Origin of the sequence: Aneurinibacillus sp. UBA3580 (genome assembly GCF_002375825.1) — a bacterium.
Lineage (GTDB): Bacteria > Bacillota > Bacilli > Aneurinibacillales > Aneurinibacillaceae > Aneurinibacillus > Aneurinibacillus danicus.
The window spans coordinates 24,262-39,974 of sequence record NZ_DFMZ01000075.1; the positions used below are offsets into that span (position 1 = coordinate 24,262).

Annotated in this window: 19 protein-coding genes; 16 read left to right on the forward strand and 3 right to left on the reverse strand. The window is 44.7% G+C overall.

Going from position 1 to position 15,713, the window contains the following annotated elements; genetic code table 11:
- From B2899_RS11320 to B2899_RS11390, 15 genes are all read left to right on the forward strand, one after another.
- Positions 1 to 968 (forward strand): 4-hydroxyphenylacetate 3-hydroxylase C-terminal domain-containing protein (locus B2899_RS11320; RefSeq protein WP_286885877.1); only part of this gene is annotated, 968 nt, incomplete at its 5' end.
- A 227-nt stretch (positions 969 to 1,195) separates the two neighbouring features.
- The gene (locus B2899_RS11325) at positions 1,196 to 2,260 is read left to right on the forward strand and encodes a zinc-binding dehydrogenase (protein WP_286885878.1); all 1,065 of its coding nucleotides are present in this window, start codon (positions 1,196 to 1,198) and stop codon (positions 2,258 to 2,260) included.
- Between the two features lie 68 nt (positions 2,261 to 2,328).
- Positions 2,329 to 3,822 carry a YHS domain-containing protein gene (locus tag B2899_RS11330; protein WP_286885879.1) on the forward strand — a complete coding sequence of 498 codons (1,494 nt, stop codon included), beginning with the start codon at positions 2,329 to 2,331 and terminating at the stop codon, positions 3,820 to 3,822.
- Between the two features lie 15 nt (positions 3,823 to 3,837).
- Positions 3,838 to 4,080: a toluene-4-monooxygenase system B family protein gene (locus B2899_RS11335; protein ID WP_286885881.1), complete on the forward strand. Its 243-nt coding sequence runs from the start codon at positions 3,838 to 3,840 to the stop codon at positions 4,078 to 4,080.
- Between the two features lie 33 nt (positions 4,081 to 4,113).
- Complete coding sequence (locus tag B2899_RS11340; RefSeq protein ID WP_286885883.1) at positions 4,114 to 4,422, forward strand: Rieske (2Fe-2S) protein; 309 nt, start codon at positions 4,114 to 4,116, stop codon at positions 4,420 to 4,422.
- 21 nt (positions 4,423 to 4,443) lie between these two features.
- On the forward strand, positions 4,444 to 4,752 hold the full coding sequence (locus B2899_RS11345; protein ID WP_286885885.1) for an MmoB/DmpM family protein: 309 nt from the start codon (positions 4,444 to 4,446) through the stop codon (positions 4,750 to 4,752).
- A gap of 91 nt (positions 4,753 to 4,843) precedes the next feature.
- Entirely contained in the window at positions 4,844 to 5,860 is a 1,017-nt protein-coding gene (locus tag B2899_RS11350; protein WP_286885887.1) for a toluene hydroxylase, read from the forward strand.
- Between the two features lie 85 nt (positions 5,861 to 5,945).
- Positions 5,946 to 6,968, forward strand: a complete 1,023-nt coding sequence (locus tag B2899_RS11355; RefSeq protein WP_286885888.1) for an NADH:ubiquinone reductase (Na(+)-transporting) subunit F — start codon at positions 5,946 to 5,948, stop codon at positions 6,966 to 6,968.
- Between the two features lie 99 nt (positions 6,969 to 7,067).
- The gene (locus B2899_RS11360) at positions 7,068 to 8,984 is read left to right on the forward strand and encodes a XylR N-terminal domain-containing protein (RefSeq protein ID WP_286885891.1); all 1,917 of its coding nucleotides are present in this window, start codon (positions 7,068 to 7,070) and stop codon (positions 8,982 to 8,984) included.
- A 27-nt stretch (positions 8,985 to 9,011) separates the two neighbouring features.
- Positions 9,012 to 9,677: a type 1 glutamine amidotransferase domain-containing protein gene (locus tag B2899_RS11365; protein ID WP_286885893.1), complete on the forward strand. Its 666-nt coding sequence runs from the start codon at positions 9,012 to 9,014 to the stop codon at positions 9,675 to 9,677.
- A gap of 171 nt (positions 9,678 to 9,848) precedes the next feature.
- Positions 9,849 to 10,772: a catechol 2,3-dioxygenase gene (locus B2899_RS11370; protein ID WP_286885895.1), complete on the forward strand. Its 924-nt coding sequence runs from the start codon at positions 9,849 to 9,851 to the stop codon at positions 10,770 to 10,772.
- An 11-nt stretch (positions 10,773 to 10,783) separates the two neighbouring features.
- Positions 10,784 to 11,095 (forward strand): 2Fe-2S iron-sulfur cluster-binding protein, encoded by a 312-nt coding sequence (locus B2899_RS11375; RefSeq protein ID WP_286885896.1) that lies wholly within the window; start codon positions 10,784 to 10,786, stop codon positions 11,093 to 11,095.
- 3 nt (positions 11,096 to 11,098) lie between these two features.
- Positions 11,099 to 11,545, forward strand: a complete 447-nt coding sequence (locus tag B2899_RS11380; protein ID WP_286885898.1) for a GlcG/HbpS family heme-binding protein — start codon at positions 11,099 to 11,101, stop codon at positions 11,543 to 11,545.
- 72 nt (positions 11,546 to 11,617) lie between these two features.
- Positions 11,618 to 12,139 carry an FAD synthetase family protein gene (locus tag B2899_RS11385; RefSeq protein WP_286885900.1) on the forward strand — a complete coding sequence of 174 codons (522 nt, stop codon included), beginning with the start codon at positions 11,618 to 11,620 and terminating at the stop codon, positions 12,137 to 12,139.
- 13 nt (positions 12,140 to 12,152) lie between these two features.
- On the forward strand, positions 12,153 to 12,305 hold the full coding sequence (locus B2899_RS11390; protein ID WP_286885902.1) for a hypothetical protein: 153 nt from the start codon (positions 12,153 to 12,155) through the stop codon (positions 12,303 to 12,305).
- 622 nt (positions 12,306 to 12,927) lie between these two features.
- Here B2899_RS11390 and B2899_RS11395 read toward each other — a convergent pair.
- From B2899_RS11395 to B2899_RS11405, 3 genes are read right to left on the reverse strand one after another with little or no spacing between them, the layout of a single operon-like run.
- Positions 12,928 to 13,434: a metal-dependent hydrolase gene (locus tag B2899_RS11395; protein ID WP_286885904.1), complete on the reverse strand. Its 507-nt coding sequence runs from the start codon at positions 13,432 to 13,434 to the stop codon at positions 12,928 to 12,930.
- Between the two features lie 4 nt (positions 13,435 to 13,438).
- Positions 13,439 to 14,365 (reverse strand): lysophospholipid acyltransferase family protein, encoded by a 927-nt coding sequence (locus B2899_RS11400; RefSeq protein ID WP_286885906.1) that lies wholly within the window; start codon positions 14,363 to 14,365, stop codon positions 13,439 to 13,441.
- Positions 14,366 to 14,385: 20 nt separating this feature from the next.
- Positions 14,386 to 15,165 (reverse strand): GNAT family N-acetyltransferase, encoded by a 780-nt coding sequence (locus tag B2899_RS11405; RefSeq protein ID WP_286885907.1) that lies wholly within the window; start codon positions 15,163 to 15,165, stop codon positions 14,386 to 14,388.
- 291 nt (positions 15,166 to 15,456) lie between these two features.
- Between B2899_RS11405 and B2899_RS11410 the strand changes: the two genes are divergently transcribed.
- Positions 15,457 to 15,657, forward strand: coding sequence for an alpha/beta-type small acid-soluble spore protein (locus B2899_RS11410; RefSeq protein ID WP_146811671.1), 201 nt, complete (start codon positions 15,457 to 15,459; stop codon positions 15,655 to 15,657).
- Positions 15,658 to 15,713: the final 56 nt, after the last annotated feature.

Below are 15,713 nucleotides of genomic sequence, written 5' to 3' on the forward strand. Positions count from 1 at the left end.
CTGGCTCGTCATGCTGCCACTACAACTTTGTGGCGCATTACGGGGCGGCTCCGGTGCAGAAAGAAGAGTTTGCCCTCGTGTTTGTGGCACCGATGGATACGCCGGGAGTAAAGCTTATTTGCCGACCGTCGTATGAATACAACGCGTCAGTGATGGGCAGCCCATTCGATTATCCGTTGAGCAGCCGCTTTGATGAAAACGATACGGTACTCGTTTTTGATAAGGCTTTCATTCCGTGGGAAAACGTTCTGATCTATCGGGATGTGGAGAAAGCGAATGGCTTTTTCCCGGCGAGCGGCTTTTTAAATCGCTTTTCCTTCCACGGCCTGACCCGTTTGGCCGTAAAATTGGACTTCATCGTCGGGCTGCTGCTGAAGGCGGTTCGGGGAGCAGGAACTGACCAGTTCCGCGGCGTGCAGGCGAACGTCGGGGAAGTCATTGCATGGCGCCACCTGTTCTGGGCGATGACGGATGCAATGGCGCTTAATCCAAGTCCGGGTTCGAACGGAACGGTACTGCCGAACTTGAATTACGGGCTGGCTTACCGGGTGTTCGGCACATACGGTTGGCCGAAGGTGAAGGAGATCATCGAAAATATCGTGGCCGGAGGCATGATCGTACAGACATCGAGCGTGGAGGATTTCAAAAACGAAGAACTGCGCCCGTATCTGGAAAAGCTGTACCGGGGCAGCAACGGCGTCGATGCAGAAAGCAAGATGAAAGTAATCAAGCTAATGTGGGATGCGATTGGCTCGGAGTACGGCGGTCGGCATGAATTGTATGAGCGCAACTACGCGGGCAACCATGAAAATATTCGTTTGGAGAATCTGCTGACGGCCTGGGCGACGGGCGAAGCGGATGAATTTGAGAAGTTTGCGGATCAGTGCCTGAGCGAATATGACCTCAACGGCTGGACCGATCCGACATGGATCAATCCGACTGATATTAGCCGCGTGCTGAAGGGCTAGTACCGCGAATCAACAAATAAACTTACCCTGATGTTTTGCCATATGTCCTGTGGTGTGAGGAGCGGAAAGGGAGAAAGATAGAGTCACCCTGCGTGAAAGGCAGCGGGCCAACCTTTTCTCCTGCTTCTTCACTTACTTCCCCAATGCATATCGCTCCTAAATATAGAAGTGCTTTTGTTCTTGAAAATCGTTAGAATTTCTGATTTCACGGAAAGGAGATAAACTTTGTGAAAGCCGCCGTATATGAAGAGATTCGAAAAATAGGAATCAAGGAGGTGGAAATGCCGCGAATTGAACATCCCGAAGATGTGATTATTGAAGTGCACAGAACGTCTATTTGTGGCTCAGATCTTTATATTTATCGGGGTGATCTGCACGAGACAATGTCCCCTGGGAAATCCGGAGTAGGTCATGAAATGGTTGGAACCGTCGTTGAATTAGGTCCGAGAGTAACACGATACAAAGTTGGTGATCGCATTACAGCTGCTTATTCCGTAAGCTGTGGCAGCTGTCATTCGTGCCGGCTTGGAGTGACCGCTCATTGTGAGACTACGAACAAAGCGGTTTACGGGTTTGGCGGCGCATTTGGGGGACTGGCAGGGTCCCAGGCTGAATTTTTACGTATTCCATTTGCGGAAGCGCATACAGAACTTGTACCGGAGTCTATCACAGATGACCAGGCCATATTTATCTCCTGCAATCTTCCCGCTGCTATCCGTGGAATTCAGAATGCGCAGATTCGCTTGGGAGATTATGTCGGGGTAGTCGGTCTTGGAACGACCGGACAATTAGCTTTGCGGTTAGCCGCTCAGAGCGGAGCAGCCCGGCTGTTTGCGATCGATAAAGTAGAATCACGTCTGAAAAAAGCGTCAGAAACAGGGGCGGACACATATTCCGCCAATCAACCAGATATAAAAGAACAAATTATGGAGCAGACAGGTGGTCGGGGGTTGGATGTCGTCATAGAAGTTGCAGGCCAACCGGATGCATTTGATCTTGCGCTGTCTTTGTTAAGACCAGGCGGTGTTTATTCAGGATTAGGAGTGTATGTAGGAAGTGAACATCCGATTAACATTGGGGACATTTTTCTGCGAGATTTAACGATTCACACACACGGATTTGATAACACGCAGCCAAACATGTGGAATGCCATCCGGGTGATTGAACGAGGCATGATTGATCCGGCGCAGCTGATTACGCATCGTTTTTCTCTGTCGGAAATTGCAAATGCATATGAAATATTTGACAAAGCGGCTGATGACGTCATAAAAGTTGCGATTCATCCGAAATAGAAAAGTTAGTGGTACGAAGTTTAGATGCATTGCATCCAGAAAAAATGAAATTTGAGGAGGGTAATAATATGGCTCAATTAAAGCGGGAAGACTGGTATCGGATTGCTCAAAAAGTGAATTGGACGTTTAGCTATGTAAGTCGGGATGAATTGTTTCCAAAAGAGATGACTGGTGAGTCAAAAGTGCCGTTTGAAGCGTGGGAAGAGTGGGATGAACCTTATAAAATGACCTACCGGGAATACGTCGAAACCCAAAGAGACAAGGATGGGGGTGCCTATGCAGTGAAAGCTGCCCTGTCAAAAGCGCGTCTGACGCAAAAGCTGGGGCATGGCTGGAACTCGATTTTGAAAGCGCATTACGGGGCGATTGCTTTTGGAGAATATGGAGCGTCGATTGCCGAGGCACGAATGGCTCGATTTGCTCCGGACAGTGCCTGGAGGAATACCGCCCTGTTCGGTTCTTTGGATGAAGTTCGGCATGGACAAATTCAACTGTATTTTCCGCATGAATTTGTCAAAGATGATATTCAGTACGATTGGGCTCACAAAGCGTATCATACGGAAGAGTGGGGTTCGATAGCGGCGCGGGCTCTGTTCGATGATATGTTTTTAGGTACGAATGCGATTGATTTGTCGCTCCAGTTAACGTACGCGTTTGAAACCGGATTTACGAACTTACAGTTCCTCGGAATGGCTGCGGATGCGATGAAAGTCGGAGATTATAATTTCTCCAGCTTAATCTCAAGCATTCAAACAGACGAATCCCGGCATGCTCAAATCGGTGATGCGGTGATGCAGGTTCTAGGAAAATATGATAAAGAAAAAGCCCAGTATCTTGTGGATAAGATGTTCTGGAGATCGTGGCGAATTTTTGGTCTTTTAACAGGGCTTTCGATGGACTACTATATGCCTGTTGAGCAGCGGGAGATGTCCTTTAAAGAATTTATGCAGGAATGGATTGTCGATCAATTCATTAACAATATTGAAGCGGTCGGATTAAAGAAACCGTGGTACTGGGATCAATTCACCTATGAACTCGATCGTCTCTCCCATGCGCTGCATTTGGGCGTATATTTCTGGAGACCGACTGTATGGTGGAATCCGGTTGCAGGCGTGGGAGTGAAGGAACGCCAGTGGCTGGCCACGAAGTACCCGAATTGGGAAGAAGAATACGGAAGATATTGGGATGTAATTATTGATAATTATCAGAACGGACGTACCGAAAAAACATTGCCGCAAACGCTTCCGATGGTATGTGCCTGCGATCAGCTACCCATTTGTGAACCGAATCCAAAATCAGGGAAAGTAGAACCGCTGGTTACGGTATACAAAGGGAAAAAATATCATTTTTGTTCGGAACCATGCCAATGGATCTTTGAAAGTGAGCCGGAACGGTTTGCCGGTCAAAAGACGATTGTGCAGCGTTTCCTTGATGGAATGATTCAACCGCCGACGCTCGAAGGTGCCATTGCTTACATGGGTCTTTCTGACTATGAGATGGGGAAAGATCCGGATAATGGTGCATGGGCGATGGAATACAAGAATCAGACGAAGGCAATCTAGTGGGAGGAATGATTGATGATACCGTTGGTAGGACTATTTGAAGGAGATTTTGTAGCATTGTTTGTTGCGGTAGAAGAAGAGGACACCGTTACTAAACTGGCCGAAAAAATTGCTGAGCACGCTGTAGGATTACGAGTGAAGCAGGAACCGGATCGATCGTTTGAGGTTGTATATGACGGGGAAGTCCTGCCGAATGTGAAGAAGGTGAAAGAGGTCGGCATCTCTCCTATGGATGTTGTACTCGTTCGTTATGCGTGACCGTTCTTTTACGGAGTAAGGAGGAAAAATCGAATGGCAGTGAAGGACATGGTTTGCAATAAAGATGATATTTGGGAAGGAGAGAAATTTTTTACCAAAGTCAATGGAAAACCGATTATTGTTCTGAACGTGGAAGGAACAATTAAGGCGTATCAGGGTTGGTGTCCTCATCAGGCCCAATCGCTCGAAGATGCACCGCTTGATGGTTGTACATTGACGTGTATGGCGCACGTTTGGGAATTTGACATTCGCACGGGGAAAGGAATTAACCCCAAAACAGCCAAGCTGAGAGAATTTCGTGTTGAAATCGACGAAGACGGAAATATATACGTAGAAGTTTAAACAATTGGAGGGTACGTAGAGATGAGCAACGATGTGAATCACGTTGAAAAGACGATGAAAGTAGGTCCAGTTCTCCGTGCCAATGAAATGGCTGAGGCCATTATTGAAGCGATTCAATTGGACAATAGCGATCGAAACATCGAAATCATCGATCGCGGTGGGTATATTCGAGTCCAGGCAGACGATTACTGTATTATTACAAAAAAAACAATGGAAGAAGTATTAGGCCGGGAGTTTCGTATGCCAGGGGAGCTTGAAGTAAATCTTTCTTCCTTTATTGGACGAATTAATCCCGGAACAGATGCTGTTGAATTTATTAGCAAAAAGTAGCTACCAGAATTATGGATCTGCGAAGGTCGTAATGCGGAGGGAAAGCTGCCGCATTACGACCTGATTAAAACTTTAGGGGAGGAAATACAAGATGAATGCACCGAAACTTCGAACATGGAGTCAATTAAGCAAAGAAAGAAGAATACCGAGCGAATATGAAGTCGTCACACATAACCTGCATTACAATAAAAATCTTCGTTTCGAACTCGATCCAAATGACCCTGTAGTGGAATGGTATCGCAAATATCGTGAGGAAAGTGCCATTCAGGCAAATAGTATGGAAGACTGGGATCGATTTAGGGATCCACAGAGCATCGTCTATCGTGCATATACGGAATTACAGGACGAACGGGAAACATTTATTGACGTTCTTTTTGAACAGGACGATGAATTAAGAGAAAAGAAAAAAATGGATGAAAAGTGGCTGTCGTTTATGTTGCAATCGTTTACGCCTCTTCGATACGTTGGACACGGACTGCAAATGATGGCTTCATATGGGGCAATGATTTCTCCCTCAAGTTACATTACAAATTGCTTTCATTTTCAGGCGGGCGATGAAATGCGGCGCATCCAGCGCATTGTCTATCGGACGAAGCAATTACAAACGAATTATCCTGACCATGGTTTTGTAGAAAATGAACGTTCGATTTGGGAAAACGACCCGATGTGGCAGCCGTTGCGAGAAACGATTGAACGCATGATGATCGAATATGACTGGGGAAAATCGTTTACTGCCTTAAATCTCGTATTGAAACCGCTGCTTGATGAGCTTGTGCTTGTTAAATATGCTGAGCTGTTTAGAGCAAATGATGATGATTTGATTGCTGAGATGCTTGAAAACTTGTACCTTGATACCGTTCGAAGTAAAGAATGGTCGATTGCTCTGGCAAAACTGATAATTGAATTGAAAGCGGAAAATAAAGCGGTCATGCAAGATTCGATCAATCACTGGTATCCATTGGTTTATCGGGCAATTCTGGCATTGGCGCCTGCTTTTGAATCGTTGCCGCCCCATCCTCTGCAGTTCAAGCAAGTTTTGACTGACATTACATCCAAGCATAAATCCCTGCTCGAACAGGCCGATTTATCCGTTCCGACAATGAACTAGTTTCTCAAAAAAGTTAGACCTGTCTAATGTTTGACTTTTCAAGAATAACTGGGCATATCTTCAACTGCATTGGAGGAATTAACGTATGGTTAAGTCGCAAACAGAAATAAAAACTCACAAAATTAGGCTGGAACCTAGCGGAAAGTCTTTTCTGGCAAAAGAAGGGCAAACATTGCTGGATGCTGCAATTCGGAATGAAGTTCAGATTCCGTATGGATGTCGCCACGGCAATTGTGCGGCCTGCAAAGCGCTTGTATTAGAGGGAGACTTTGAATTGATGGGCCGCATCTCGGAGTATTCACTCCTCAGCTTCGAACGGGATGAAGGATACGTTCTCTTGTGCAGCACATTGGCTGAAAGCGATATGGTCCTCGAAGTAGAAGAAGAAACTGATGTTGAGTTTTTCCCTATCCATGATTTTGAAGCGGATATCGTTGGAAATTGTCAGGTTACTGATAATATTCATGTGATTAACATGCGGCTTAAAAACCCAGAAAACATTCGGTACGCAGCTGGGCAATTTTTTGAATTTGATATTCCAGAGCTTGGGGAAACCCGGGCGTATTCAATGGCTAACTCGCATCAGGAAGGAGCGGATATTGAATTTCATGTCAAGCGCATACAGGGAGGAAGAGGTTCGAACTACTTATGCGATTTAAAAACAGGAGAGCGCGTAACTGGATCAGGTCCTTACGGCAAAATGCAGCTTCGTGATCGGGACAAAGATTTGCTGTTTGTTGCCGGCGGTTCCGGTATGGCGCCGATTAAAGCTTTGCTCGAGGAATTGTTTTCCCAGCCTTTTGCCCATAAAGTATGGTTCTTTTATGGCGCCAGGACAAAACGTGACCTGTATTTAATGGATGAATGGACCAAAATAGAAAATGACTTTCCTAATTTCCATTTCATCCCTGCTCTTTCCGAACATGACCCGGAGGACGAATGGAACGGGGAGGTAGGATATATCGCTGACGTTGTGGAGAAACATATAACGAATGGGAAAAACATGGACGCTTTCTTATGCGGACCACCGATCTTGATCGAAACTACCATTCGCGTATTGAGCAGCCTGGGGCTTAAACATTCGAATATTTTTTATGACGAATTCTAATGTGGATTCTTTTTCTCTCAATTGTACCATTGAAAATGTTATATATGATATGAAGTCAATTCTCAATTATGTGTAAAATTGAGGAAAAAGTGACTCCGGGTGGTGATTGATTTGCGGGCACGGGATCTGGAAATCGCTTCCATGATTAAATTTTTTTCCGAACAGGGAAAAATTTTAATGAATAACCAACGGATTATTACCATTACGAGTTCCGCCTGGGGCACTTTGCGCCGGGATCTTATTGAAACATTAGGATTAGAAAGAGCAAAAGGTTTTCTGTTGCGTTATGGATGGAATTTAGGAATAAGTGATGCAAAGAAAATCAAAAGTATGAAGTGGGATTCAGAGCGTGAATTGCTGCATGCCGGACCCCGACTGCATACGATCAACGGTCATGTGTTGGTGGAACCGCTGCTGACCAAATATGATTTCAAGAACAAAAAACTGCATTTTGAGGGAAGTTGGAAAAATTCATACGAAGCAGAAGAACATGCCAGCCTTTTTGGAGGAAGTGAAGAACCGGTATGTTTTACACTCGTTGGGTATGCCAGCGGGTATCTGACCGAAGTTCTCGGAACGACGGTCATTGCAAAAGAAACTGCCTGTGAGGCGATGGGACATGAAAAATGCCATTGGGTTTGTAAAACAGTGGAGGAATGGAAGGGCGATCTGCAGCAGGAGCTGAAATATTATGAAGTCACCAATCTTTCGGATGAGCTTGATCAAATATACAAGCGTTTGAAAATCGAAAGAGATAATCTTGAAAAAACGATCAAAATACATGAACGGTTAACACAGGAAGTGCTTTATGGACATAATTTGCAAGTAATTGCAAATACCGTGTACAAAATTGTGAATTTGCCTATCCTTATAGAAGATCATGCATTCAATCCGACTGCGATGGCAGGCTGCAGCAGGGAGCAGGCTGAGTTGTACAGCAAAGGACTGAAACACTGGATTCAGGTCAATCAGGCTGCTGAGAAGTCAAATAGCCTGTATAAATTGAATCGGCTTAAAAAAACCACTTTTATTCAAGTCTCTTATGAGCATAGAAGATTAATTACTCCCATCAACCTCGGTCACAGCAACATGGGGTATTGTTCGTTTTTGCTGCAGGAACAGCAATACAAAGATCTTGATGTCATGATTCTTGAGAAGGTCGCATCTGCCTGCGCGCTTTATTTGTTCAACGAAAAAACTACATTCGAAACGGAGCAAAGAATTGGAAGAAATCTTCTTGACGAGATTCTAAGTCACGGTTTGTCCGCAAAAGAAATAACGAAAAGAGCCCATTATATCGGGATTACCTTAAGTTTACCATTTAAGCTCGTTCTCGTTGACAAATATTCTGCTCGCAAAACAATTAAGGAAGAGTTGGAGTTTGATAATCAGTTTATTTTATTTATATTAAAATTTTTGAAAGAGAACGGGTTGAATTTGTTATTAGGACAAAAATCCGGCTATATTGCGATACTCGTACCGAATCAACTGCTGGAGGAAAAATCGCTCTCCATCTCCGGTTTGATTGAAAGACTCCAAAATCACTGCAGGGAAAAATATACGGGTTATCAATTTAAATGGGGGATCAGCTCAGAAGCCGAGTCGATGAAAGAGGCTCCCAGCTTGTTCGAAGAGGCGTTAGCGGCCCTGCGCATAGCAGATTATCAGAAAAACAATATTGCCCATTTTGAATCATTAGGTATAGTTGGGATTTTATTCAAAACAGGAGACTTACATGCTGTAAGAAAATTTTGCTATAAAATTTTAGGAAAACTGATTGAATATGATGAAAAGAAAGGCACCGATTTTTTGAAAACACTTTATTTTTATCTCAAAAATGGCTGTAATCTGTATCGAACAGCAAGCGTTATGAATTTGTCGACAAGCGGCCTTCGTTATCGAACGAAAAAAATTTCTGAAATTATGGAAATTGATATTGATGATGTTTTTGCCGGATATCATTTCTTTTTGGCATTACAGGCGATGGTTTTGCTTGGAGATTTGGATATTAATTGACCTTAAAATAAAAGGGAGGAATCGACGATGGCAAAAGTGCTGATGATCATCTCAAACGGAGCCCAGGTAAAGACATACAAGACCGGTTACTGGTCTGAAGAATTTCGGGTTCCACTGAATGCCCTGGAGAACGGCGGCCACCAGATTACGCTTGCTTCTCCAAAAGGAGGCCCGGGGATTGTTGATGAATTCAGCCTTAGCGATCAATGGGATCCGGATGGGGAATCCAGGCAGTTTGAAAAATTAGGCCGCAGCAAGGAAACGGTGCGATTGGCAGATGTGTCCGGCACAGACTACGATGCTGTCCTCGTTGTTGGAGGACACGGTCCGATGTTCGATGTTGCTTATGATCCTGCTGCCCATCGAATTATTAACGAAGTGTATGACAAAGGAGGCATTGTGGCGGCTGAATGCCACGGTCCGGCGGTTCTCGCTTTTACCGTTCGTCCGAATGGGGAACCCATTCTTGCTGGCAAGAAAGTAACCGGTTTTCCGGATGAGTGGGAACCGGCTGATGTAGTGCCTTATTTACCTTACAGCCTTGAACAGGAACTCAGCAAGGTGGGTGAATATGTCTCGGCGCTCGATCAGCCGAAGTTTGCGGTATGGGGTGACAGTCAAATTATCACGAGCCGGGATCCGATGTCTTCTCAGGTAATGGCAGACGAACTCCTCAAAGTGTTGAAAAAGTGACGAAGATTACTACAAAAAATGCAAATAATAATATTTATTCAGTATTTTCTTATAATTATATTATTTCTGAAAATATGGTAAGATGTGTGCAAAACTCGTTAATGTAAGCGTTTAAAAAATAAAAAGCTACCAAACACCAGCCATTATGCTGGTATATGAGGAGGAGAAAAAATGGGATTTGGTAATGGGATTATGAGAATTGGCCGTGTGGAACTTCGTGTTCTGGATCTGGAAAAATCTGCGTCATACTACAAGAATGTAATCGGACTGGAAGAAGTGGGACGTTCGCAGGGAAGAGTCTATTTAAAAGCGTGGGATGAATACGATCATCACAGTTTGATTTTGAAGCAGGCGGACTATGCCGGACTTGAGCATTTTGCCTTTAAAGTAAAAAATGAAGCCGTTTTGAACGAATTGGAAAAGAAAATCGAGCAGTTTGGATGTGACACTTCCCGCATTTCTTACGGTACACGTATGGCGGAAGGGCAGGCGGTTCGTTTTGTTCTGCCGACCGGCCATAACGTTGAACTTTATTATGAAATTGAACGAATTGGAACGAAGACGGGAACATTAAACCCGCATCCATGGCCCCTTGACACGCGCGGTATCGCACCGCACCGTTTGGATCACGTGCTGTTAACCGGTGATGATTTAAAAACGGTAACGAGATTTTTTATGGAAGTACTCGGCTTTCAGCAAAGCGAAAAAATTACGACCGTCGATGGCGAGGAATTAGTCGGCAGTTTCCTTTTCACGACGAACAAAGCGCATGATCTGGCGTTTATTAAAGGGCCTGACAGCAAGCTTCATCACGTTGCTTTCTACGTCGAAAGCGTTCACGATGTATTCAGAGCGGCAGACATCCTGACGATGAATAACGTACCTACTGAAGTAACGCCGACCCGCCATGGTATCACACGGGGACAAACCGTCTATTTCTTTGATCCGTCTGGAAATCGCAATGAAGCGTTTGCGAGCGGTTATATCACATACGAAGACTTTCCGACCATTACGTGGACGGAAGACAAGATCGGGCAGGGAATCTTTTACCACCGACGTGAGCTGGTAGAATCTTTCGGCAAGGCGTTAACTTAATGAGGGTTTAAGTGGGCGAAACAATGTATACGATTCGGTACGTATCTAAAGAGAAAACGGAAAGCTACAGGTGCTACGATGGAGAAGATGTTTTGACGGCGGCAAGAAGAAACTTTGTGCCGATTCCCGTCGGGTGCCGGGGCGGCGGATGCGGGATGTGCAAGCTGCGAGTCGTTGATGGTGACTATGAGATGGATATTTGTTCAAAAGCAGCGCTGACGGAAGGAGAGCGGAAGCAAAATTATACGTTAGCGTGTAAAACATATCCGCGTACCGATCTGATAATCGTACCCGGTTTATTGCTAACGGAAGGAGGCATCTAAGCTGTGTTCAAGCAGGCGGTTTATCATAAGCCGGTTCTAACGCAGGAAGTATGCACGAAAATGATCGAGGCTGTTGTTAGAAAAGCCGAAAAATTAGGAATTCGTATTAACGTGGCGGTCATGGACGGTGGCGCTAATCTCAAGGCGTTTTTACGCATGGATGAAGCTCCACTATTAAGCAGTGTCATCGCCCAAAACAAGGCATATACCGCTGCCAGCTTCGGTTTGGCTACTCACGCGTGGTATCCCATGATTGAGAAAGAACCTGCTTTGCTGCACGGGATCGTACACACGGATCGTTTAGTCGTCTTTGGAGGGGGACTGCCGATCAAGTACAAAGATCACTTGCTTGGAGGGATCGGTGTTTCCGGAGGTACGGCTGAAGAAGATGTGATATGTGCGCAAGCAGGAATTGATGCATTTACTTTATTAGCACAGGTAGACGCATAATTCTCATAGTGAAAAGGTAAGAGGGGGGCTTATTGCTCCCCTTTCCTAACTATGCAAAAAGGAGGTGGACTCATGCGGATTCATGCAGCAAACACCCTGGTTTTGTCAGCATCGGTTGTAGCCATCGGTGCCTTTGACGGCGTGCACCGGGGGCATCAAAAAGTGATCGGTGAGATGGTGAAGAAGAGCAAGGCTCTCGGAGTACCCAGCGTAGTCTATACTTTTGACCCGACTCCACGTTCCTATTTTGAAGGGGCCAGTCCCCTTTCCTCAATTGAGGAAAAATTGCGTCGTCTGTTTGACCTTGGAGTGGAGCATGTCGTGGTCGCCAATTTCGATATCACCTATCTCACTCGGAGCGCCGCTGATTTTATTAGGGAGCTGACTAACCTTAGTCCGACTGAAGTGATGGTAGGAAAGGATTTTCGCTTTGGGTGGGGCAGGGAAGGAGGATTGGAGGATTTGGCGGAGTATTTTTCAGTCCGAGTAATCGATGCCGTTCGCTGTTCCCGTGGAGAAGTGATCTCTTCGAGCCGGATTCGTCGGCTAATCTCGGAAGGGAAAATGGTTGAGGCTTTATCACTACTTAATTAAGGAGAGAAAAAGCATGCGTGAATGTGACCGTAAAATTGAAATCCTCTCCGCATTCTTTCCTCTCTTTTCCTTCGATGATTTCCATCCTATCACGCGTCGTAAGTATGAACCTTGCCCTGCAGGGAGAACGGTTGATAAAAAATGCGGATATCATTTTAAAGCCTGATGTACAAACGGTCGGTGTGCTTGATTTCTCACGCACTATGGAGTGCATTGAATGTGGATATATTTATACAAAGAAGCGGATAGAGGATATAAAAAGAGCCCTCGAAGCGGCTTCTCCTACCGTTTTCAGGGCTCCAGTATAACTGGCAGCATATTATTACAAACGGGGGCTCCCAAAGCTTCTTTCTCCACCCCAGCGTTTGTTTTAATACGTTAAAATCCTGATCAAGCATGACATCAACGCCAAAAGGAAGCTTCCGAATTATACCAAAATCGAACGTCACTCCACTGAACCTCATAGCCGTTCTGCCGTTCCTTCCATGTGACATGAATGTATCAGGCAAATTCCAGAAACGTGCGTACGCCTTCCGTCTTCAGTGTAGTCCTAACAATCCGGTTCTCTTGAAATGTACGGGTATTCTTTAGGTAGACTTCCTCCACCAGCAACCGGCTATATATTATTTTCCCGGTATAAAAGCAGTTCTTTGTCTCCGCAACAAACCGCCAATGAAACCAGTGGAAAGTGGGAATAATCTGGCATGTTTCCGCCTTGCTTATGCTGGCTAACACTATTTGAACCGAAAACCTGTGCTGTACAGTGCGGATACCTATATAGAGTAAGGTCAAACAATATACATACAGGAAAATCCTTGCGGGTTGGTAAGCAAAACCCAGCCAAATAACAATGCCTGCCGTATGAAGGATAAATAAAAAAGGGTCGAAAATCGCCAGGATATCAAGTTAAATCCATTTTTTGTAAATGGACGCATGCTCTGTACACCATACGAATTAAGCGTATCAAGAAATACATGCAAGATAACCGCGATAAACGTCCACATGTACAGATTCATCCAAAACGTTGTTAATCGAAAAGTCATTGCGAGTAAAAACATAATAACAAGCGGCCAGATAAACAGGGCGGGTATGGAATGAGTAATGCCACGATGATAGCGAAGGTAGGAAGCATACCCTTTTATGCGGGTAACCATATCAAAATCGGGCGCATTCGCTCCGATAATCGTCCCGATAAGAACTGCCTGCGCAAGCGCCGGATTGTGTGATACAGCAGGATCGATATAAGCCAAACCCGCCAGCGAAATACCAAACATCAAATGGCTTCCAGTATCCATTTACTCACTCCTGTTCCGCCAGAGAGAGGCCGTCAGTCCCTTTTTTCTCCCATCTCTCATCCGTGTTAAACCAGTAGAACCACTGGCCAGGCACTTGATGAATCATCTCTTCCAGCACTCCGTTTAATCTATCCATGGCTTCCCTGCGCTGGCCTGGCTTTAATTCCTCATATAGAAATAACGGGGGATGAAAAACTAACCGGTGCTTAAACCCCCGCTCCCGGTAGCCATAGAAAGGGACAATCGGAACCTGCTTCTCCAGTGCCAGTACAGTTGCCCCGCCCGGGCTTCGTGTTGGCCTTCCAAAAAACGTAGCGGCCGGAAAGGAAGGCCGGAAGAAATCCCCAAGAAGAAATAACACCCCTCCTCCCTCTACATGTTCCCGCAATGTTTTAATAAGTTTTACAGGAGGAGTGGCATCATAGTCGAGTCCCCTGCATCCCAATTGCTCAAATGAAAGGTAGAGCGGGCGAAGCTCTTTGCTTCCTGCCGTAGCAACCGTTAAACAAGGATATTTTTTTGAAAGATACCAGTAGTAATAAAAAAAATTCCCAATATGAGGGGAGAACACAATGGCGCCCCGTCCATGCTGCAGCGCTTCGTGAAGAAAATGTTCCCCTTCTACTTTGAATCTCCACCTTTTTGAATCCTCAAGAAACTGGTAGTCAATAATAATTTCATATAAAGTTATAATAAGATTGCGGAAATAGTCCCTGCATACAGTGCTGATAGAAAATATGTTTCTCTTATTTAGAAGTTCTCTCATGCGCAGTAGTATTTGTTGCCTAACGCTTCGCAGACAGCTATAGACGATGAAGCCCGTTAGCGACAGGCTCATAAATAGCAAGGGACGCGGCAAATACCTGCATAGCCTGCCTATCTTACATAGAAGCGTAACGTTTTTCGTCACCTTTCCAATCCAACTGTACATATCTTTTCCCCCTGTAAAATTTATTCGATAAAAAAATGTCTCTTATATCTTTTGGAAATTTTACGAGGGTCAAGTATAGTGAGAAAATCGGTCGTATGAAATATCGGATCGAAGGCGGGCTCTCCGCCTATTTCAGCGCCAAGCCAGTAGTATCCTTTCATAAGTGAGGGGAGTCTGCGAACCATATCTTTTTGGGAAAACTCAAAATCCAGGGTTTGAAGACTGTCAATACGGTGAGTGATGAGAGGAGAAATTCCAAAACGATTGGTAATCATTCCGGTTTTAATGAGCATTGTATAAATCTCATTGCGTGATTGAATATCTGTCGCATGCAAGCTGGCACAGCCAATTAAATATCGAACGTCCCGCTGTTTAATATATTCCGCAATCCCTTCCCATAACATTTGGATGACTCTTCCATTGCGGTATTCCGGAGCGGTGCAACTTCTTCCCAGTTCCAGTGTAAACATCCTGTATTCTTGTAAGCCGGCTAAATCAAATTCTGTCTCTGAATAAAATCCAGCCGTCTCCGTAGTCCTATCTCCCGGCAGTAAACGATACGTTCCAACCACTTTATCGGTTTCTAAATCGGTTACAATTAAATGGTCACAACAGGCATCATATCTGTCCTGCTCCATTCCTGATTCATTCATCATGAAGAAGTTTCCGGCTTCTTCGACGAATACCCGATAACGTAGTTGTAATGCTTTCTCTATTTCGTCCGATCGTTTTGCCAACTTTACCACCAGGGAAGAAAACTCAGGCTTTAACTTTCCAGCAGATTGAACCATCTTCTTCATCCTTTCTCTCCTAAAATGCTGTAAGCTAAAATACACTTGTTACATAGTTACGCACACAATAACATAAAAGCATAAATATTTTGTCAATATTAGTGGAATAACGTAAATTTTGTGTAAGTTCTTTACTATATAAGTGATAAGTGCAAAAAATAAGAAAGCTACCGTTTAAAACAAGAATCAACAAGGCCACAAAGAGCAGAAAAAAATCCTTTCTTTGAAATGTATGTTTTTCCTTTCATAAGGAACCATATAAATGTATCTGGCACTTCATCTCAAGGAGGGAACATAACAATGGCTAGAAACAGGAACAACTTGCTTGCCTCGCAAGCACGCGGGGCACTGGAGCAAATGAAGTATGAGATTGCTACTGAATTCGGTGTACAATTGGGACCGGATACGACGTCTCGTCAAAACGGCTCTGTGGGCGGAGAAATCACCAAACGCCTGGTCATGATGGCGGAGCAACAGCTCGGCGGCGGCCGTATGCAGTGATTCCACAAAGGAGGGCAGAACCGCATTTGTTCTGCCCTTTTTCTGTGAAAATCGTG

Excerpts from the sequence above, each read along its gene's own strand:
- B2899_RS11345 (WP_286885885.1), top strand. The coding sequence starts at position 4,444 with ATGAGCAACGATGTGAATCACGTTGAAAAGACGATGAAAGTAGGTCCA.
- B2899_RS11390 (WP_286885902.1), top strand. The coding sequence starts at position 12,153 with ATGCGTGAATGTGACCGTAAAATTGAAATCCTCTCCGCATTCTTTCCT.
- B2899_RS11405 (WP_286885907.1), bottom strand. The coding sequence starts at position 15,165 with ATGAAGAAGATGGTTCAATCTGCTGGAAAGTTAAAGCCTGAGTTTTCT.
- B2899_RS11400 (WP_286885906.1), bottom strand. The coding sequence starts at position 14,365 with ATGTACAGTTGGATTGGAAAGGTGACGAAAAACGTTACGCTTCTATGT.
- B2899_RS11395 (WP_286885904.1), bottom strand. The coding sequence starts at position 13,434 with ATGGATACTGGAAGCCATTTGATGTTTGGTATTTCGCTGGCGGGTTTG.
- B2899_RS11350 (WP_286885887.1), top strand. The coding sequence starts at position 4,844 with ATGAATGCACCGAAACTTCGAACATGGAGTCAATTAAGCAAAGAAAGA.
- B2899_RS11410 (WP_146811671.1), top strand. The coding sequence starts at position 15,457 with ATGGCTAGAAACAGGAACAACTTGCTTGCCTCGCAAGCACGCGGGGCA.
- B2899_RS11365 (WP_286885893.1), top strand. The coding sequence starts at position 9,012 with ATGGCAAAAGTGCTGATGATCATCTCAAACGGAGCCCAGGTAAAGACA.
- B2899_RS11385 (WP_286885900.1), top strand. The coding sequence starts at position 11,618 with ATGCGGATTCATGCAGCAAACACCCTGGTTTTGTCAGCATCGGTTGTA.
- B2899_RS11335 (WP_286885881.1), top strand. The coding sequence starts at position 3,838 with ATGATACCGTTGGTAGGACTATTTGAAGGAGATTTTGTAGCATTGTTT.
- B2899_RS11370 (WP_286885895.1), top strand. The coding sequence starts at position 9,849 with ATGGGATTTGGTAATGGGATTATGAGAATTGGCCGTGTGGAACTTCGT.
- B2899_RS11355 (WP_286885888.1), top strand. The coding sequence starts at position 5,946 with ATGGTTAAGTCGCAAACAGAAATAAAAACTCACAAAATTAGGCTGGAA.
- B2899_RS11340 (WP_286885883.1), top strand. The coding sequence starts at position 4,114 with ATGGCAGTGAAGGACATGGTTTGCAATAAAGATGATATTTGGGAAGGA.
- B2899_RS11330 (WP_286885879.1), top strand. The coding sequence starts at position 2,329 with ATGGCTCAATTAAAGCGGGAAGACTGGTATCGGATTGCTCAAAAAGTG.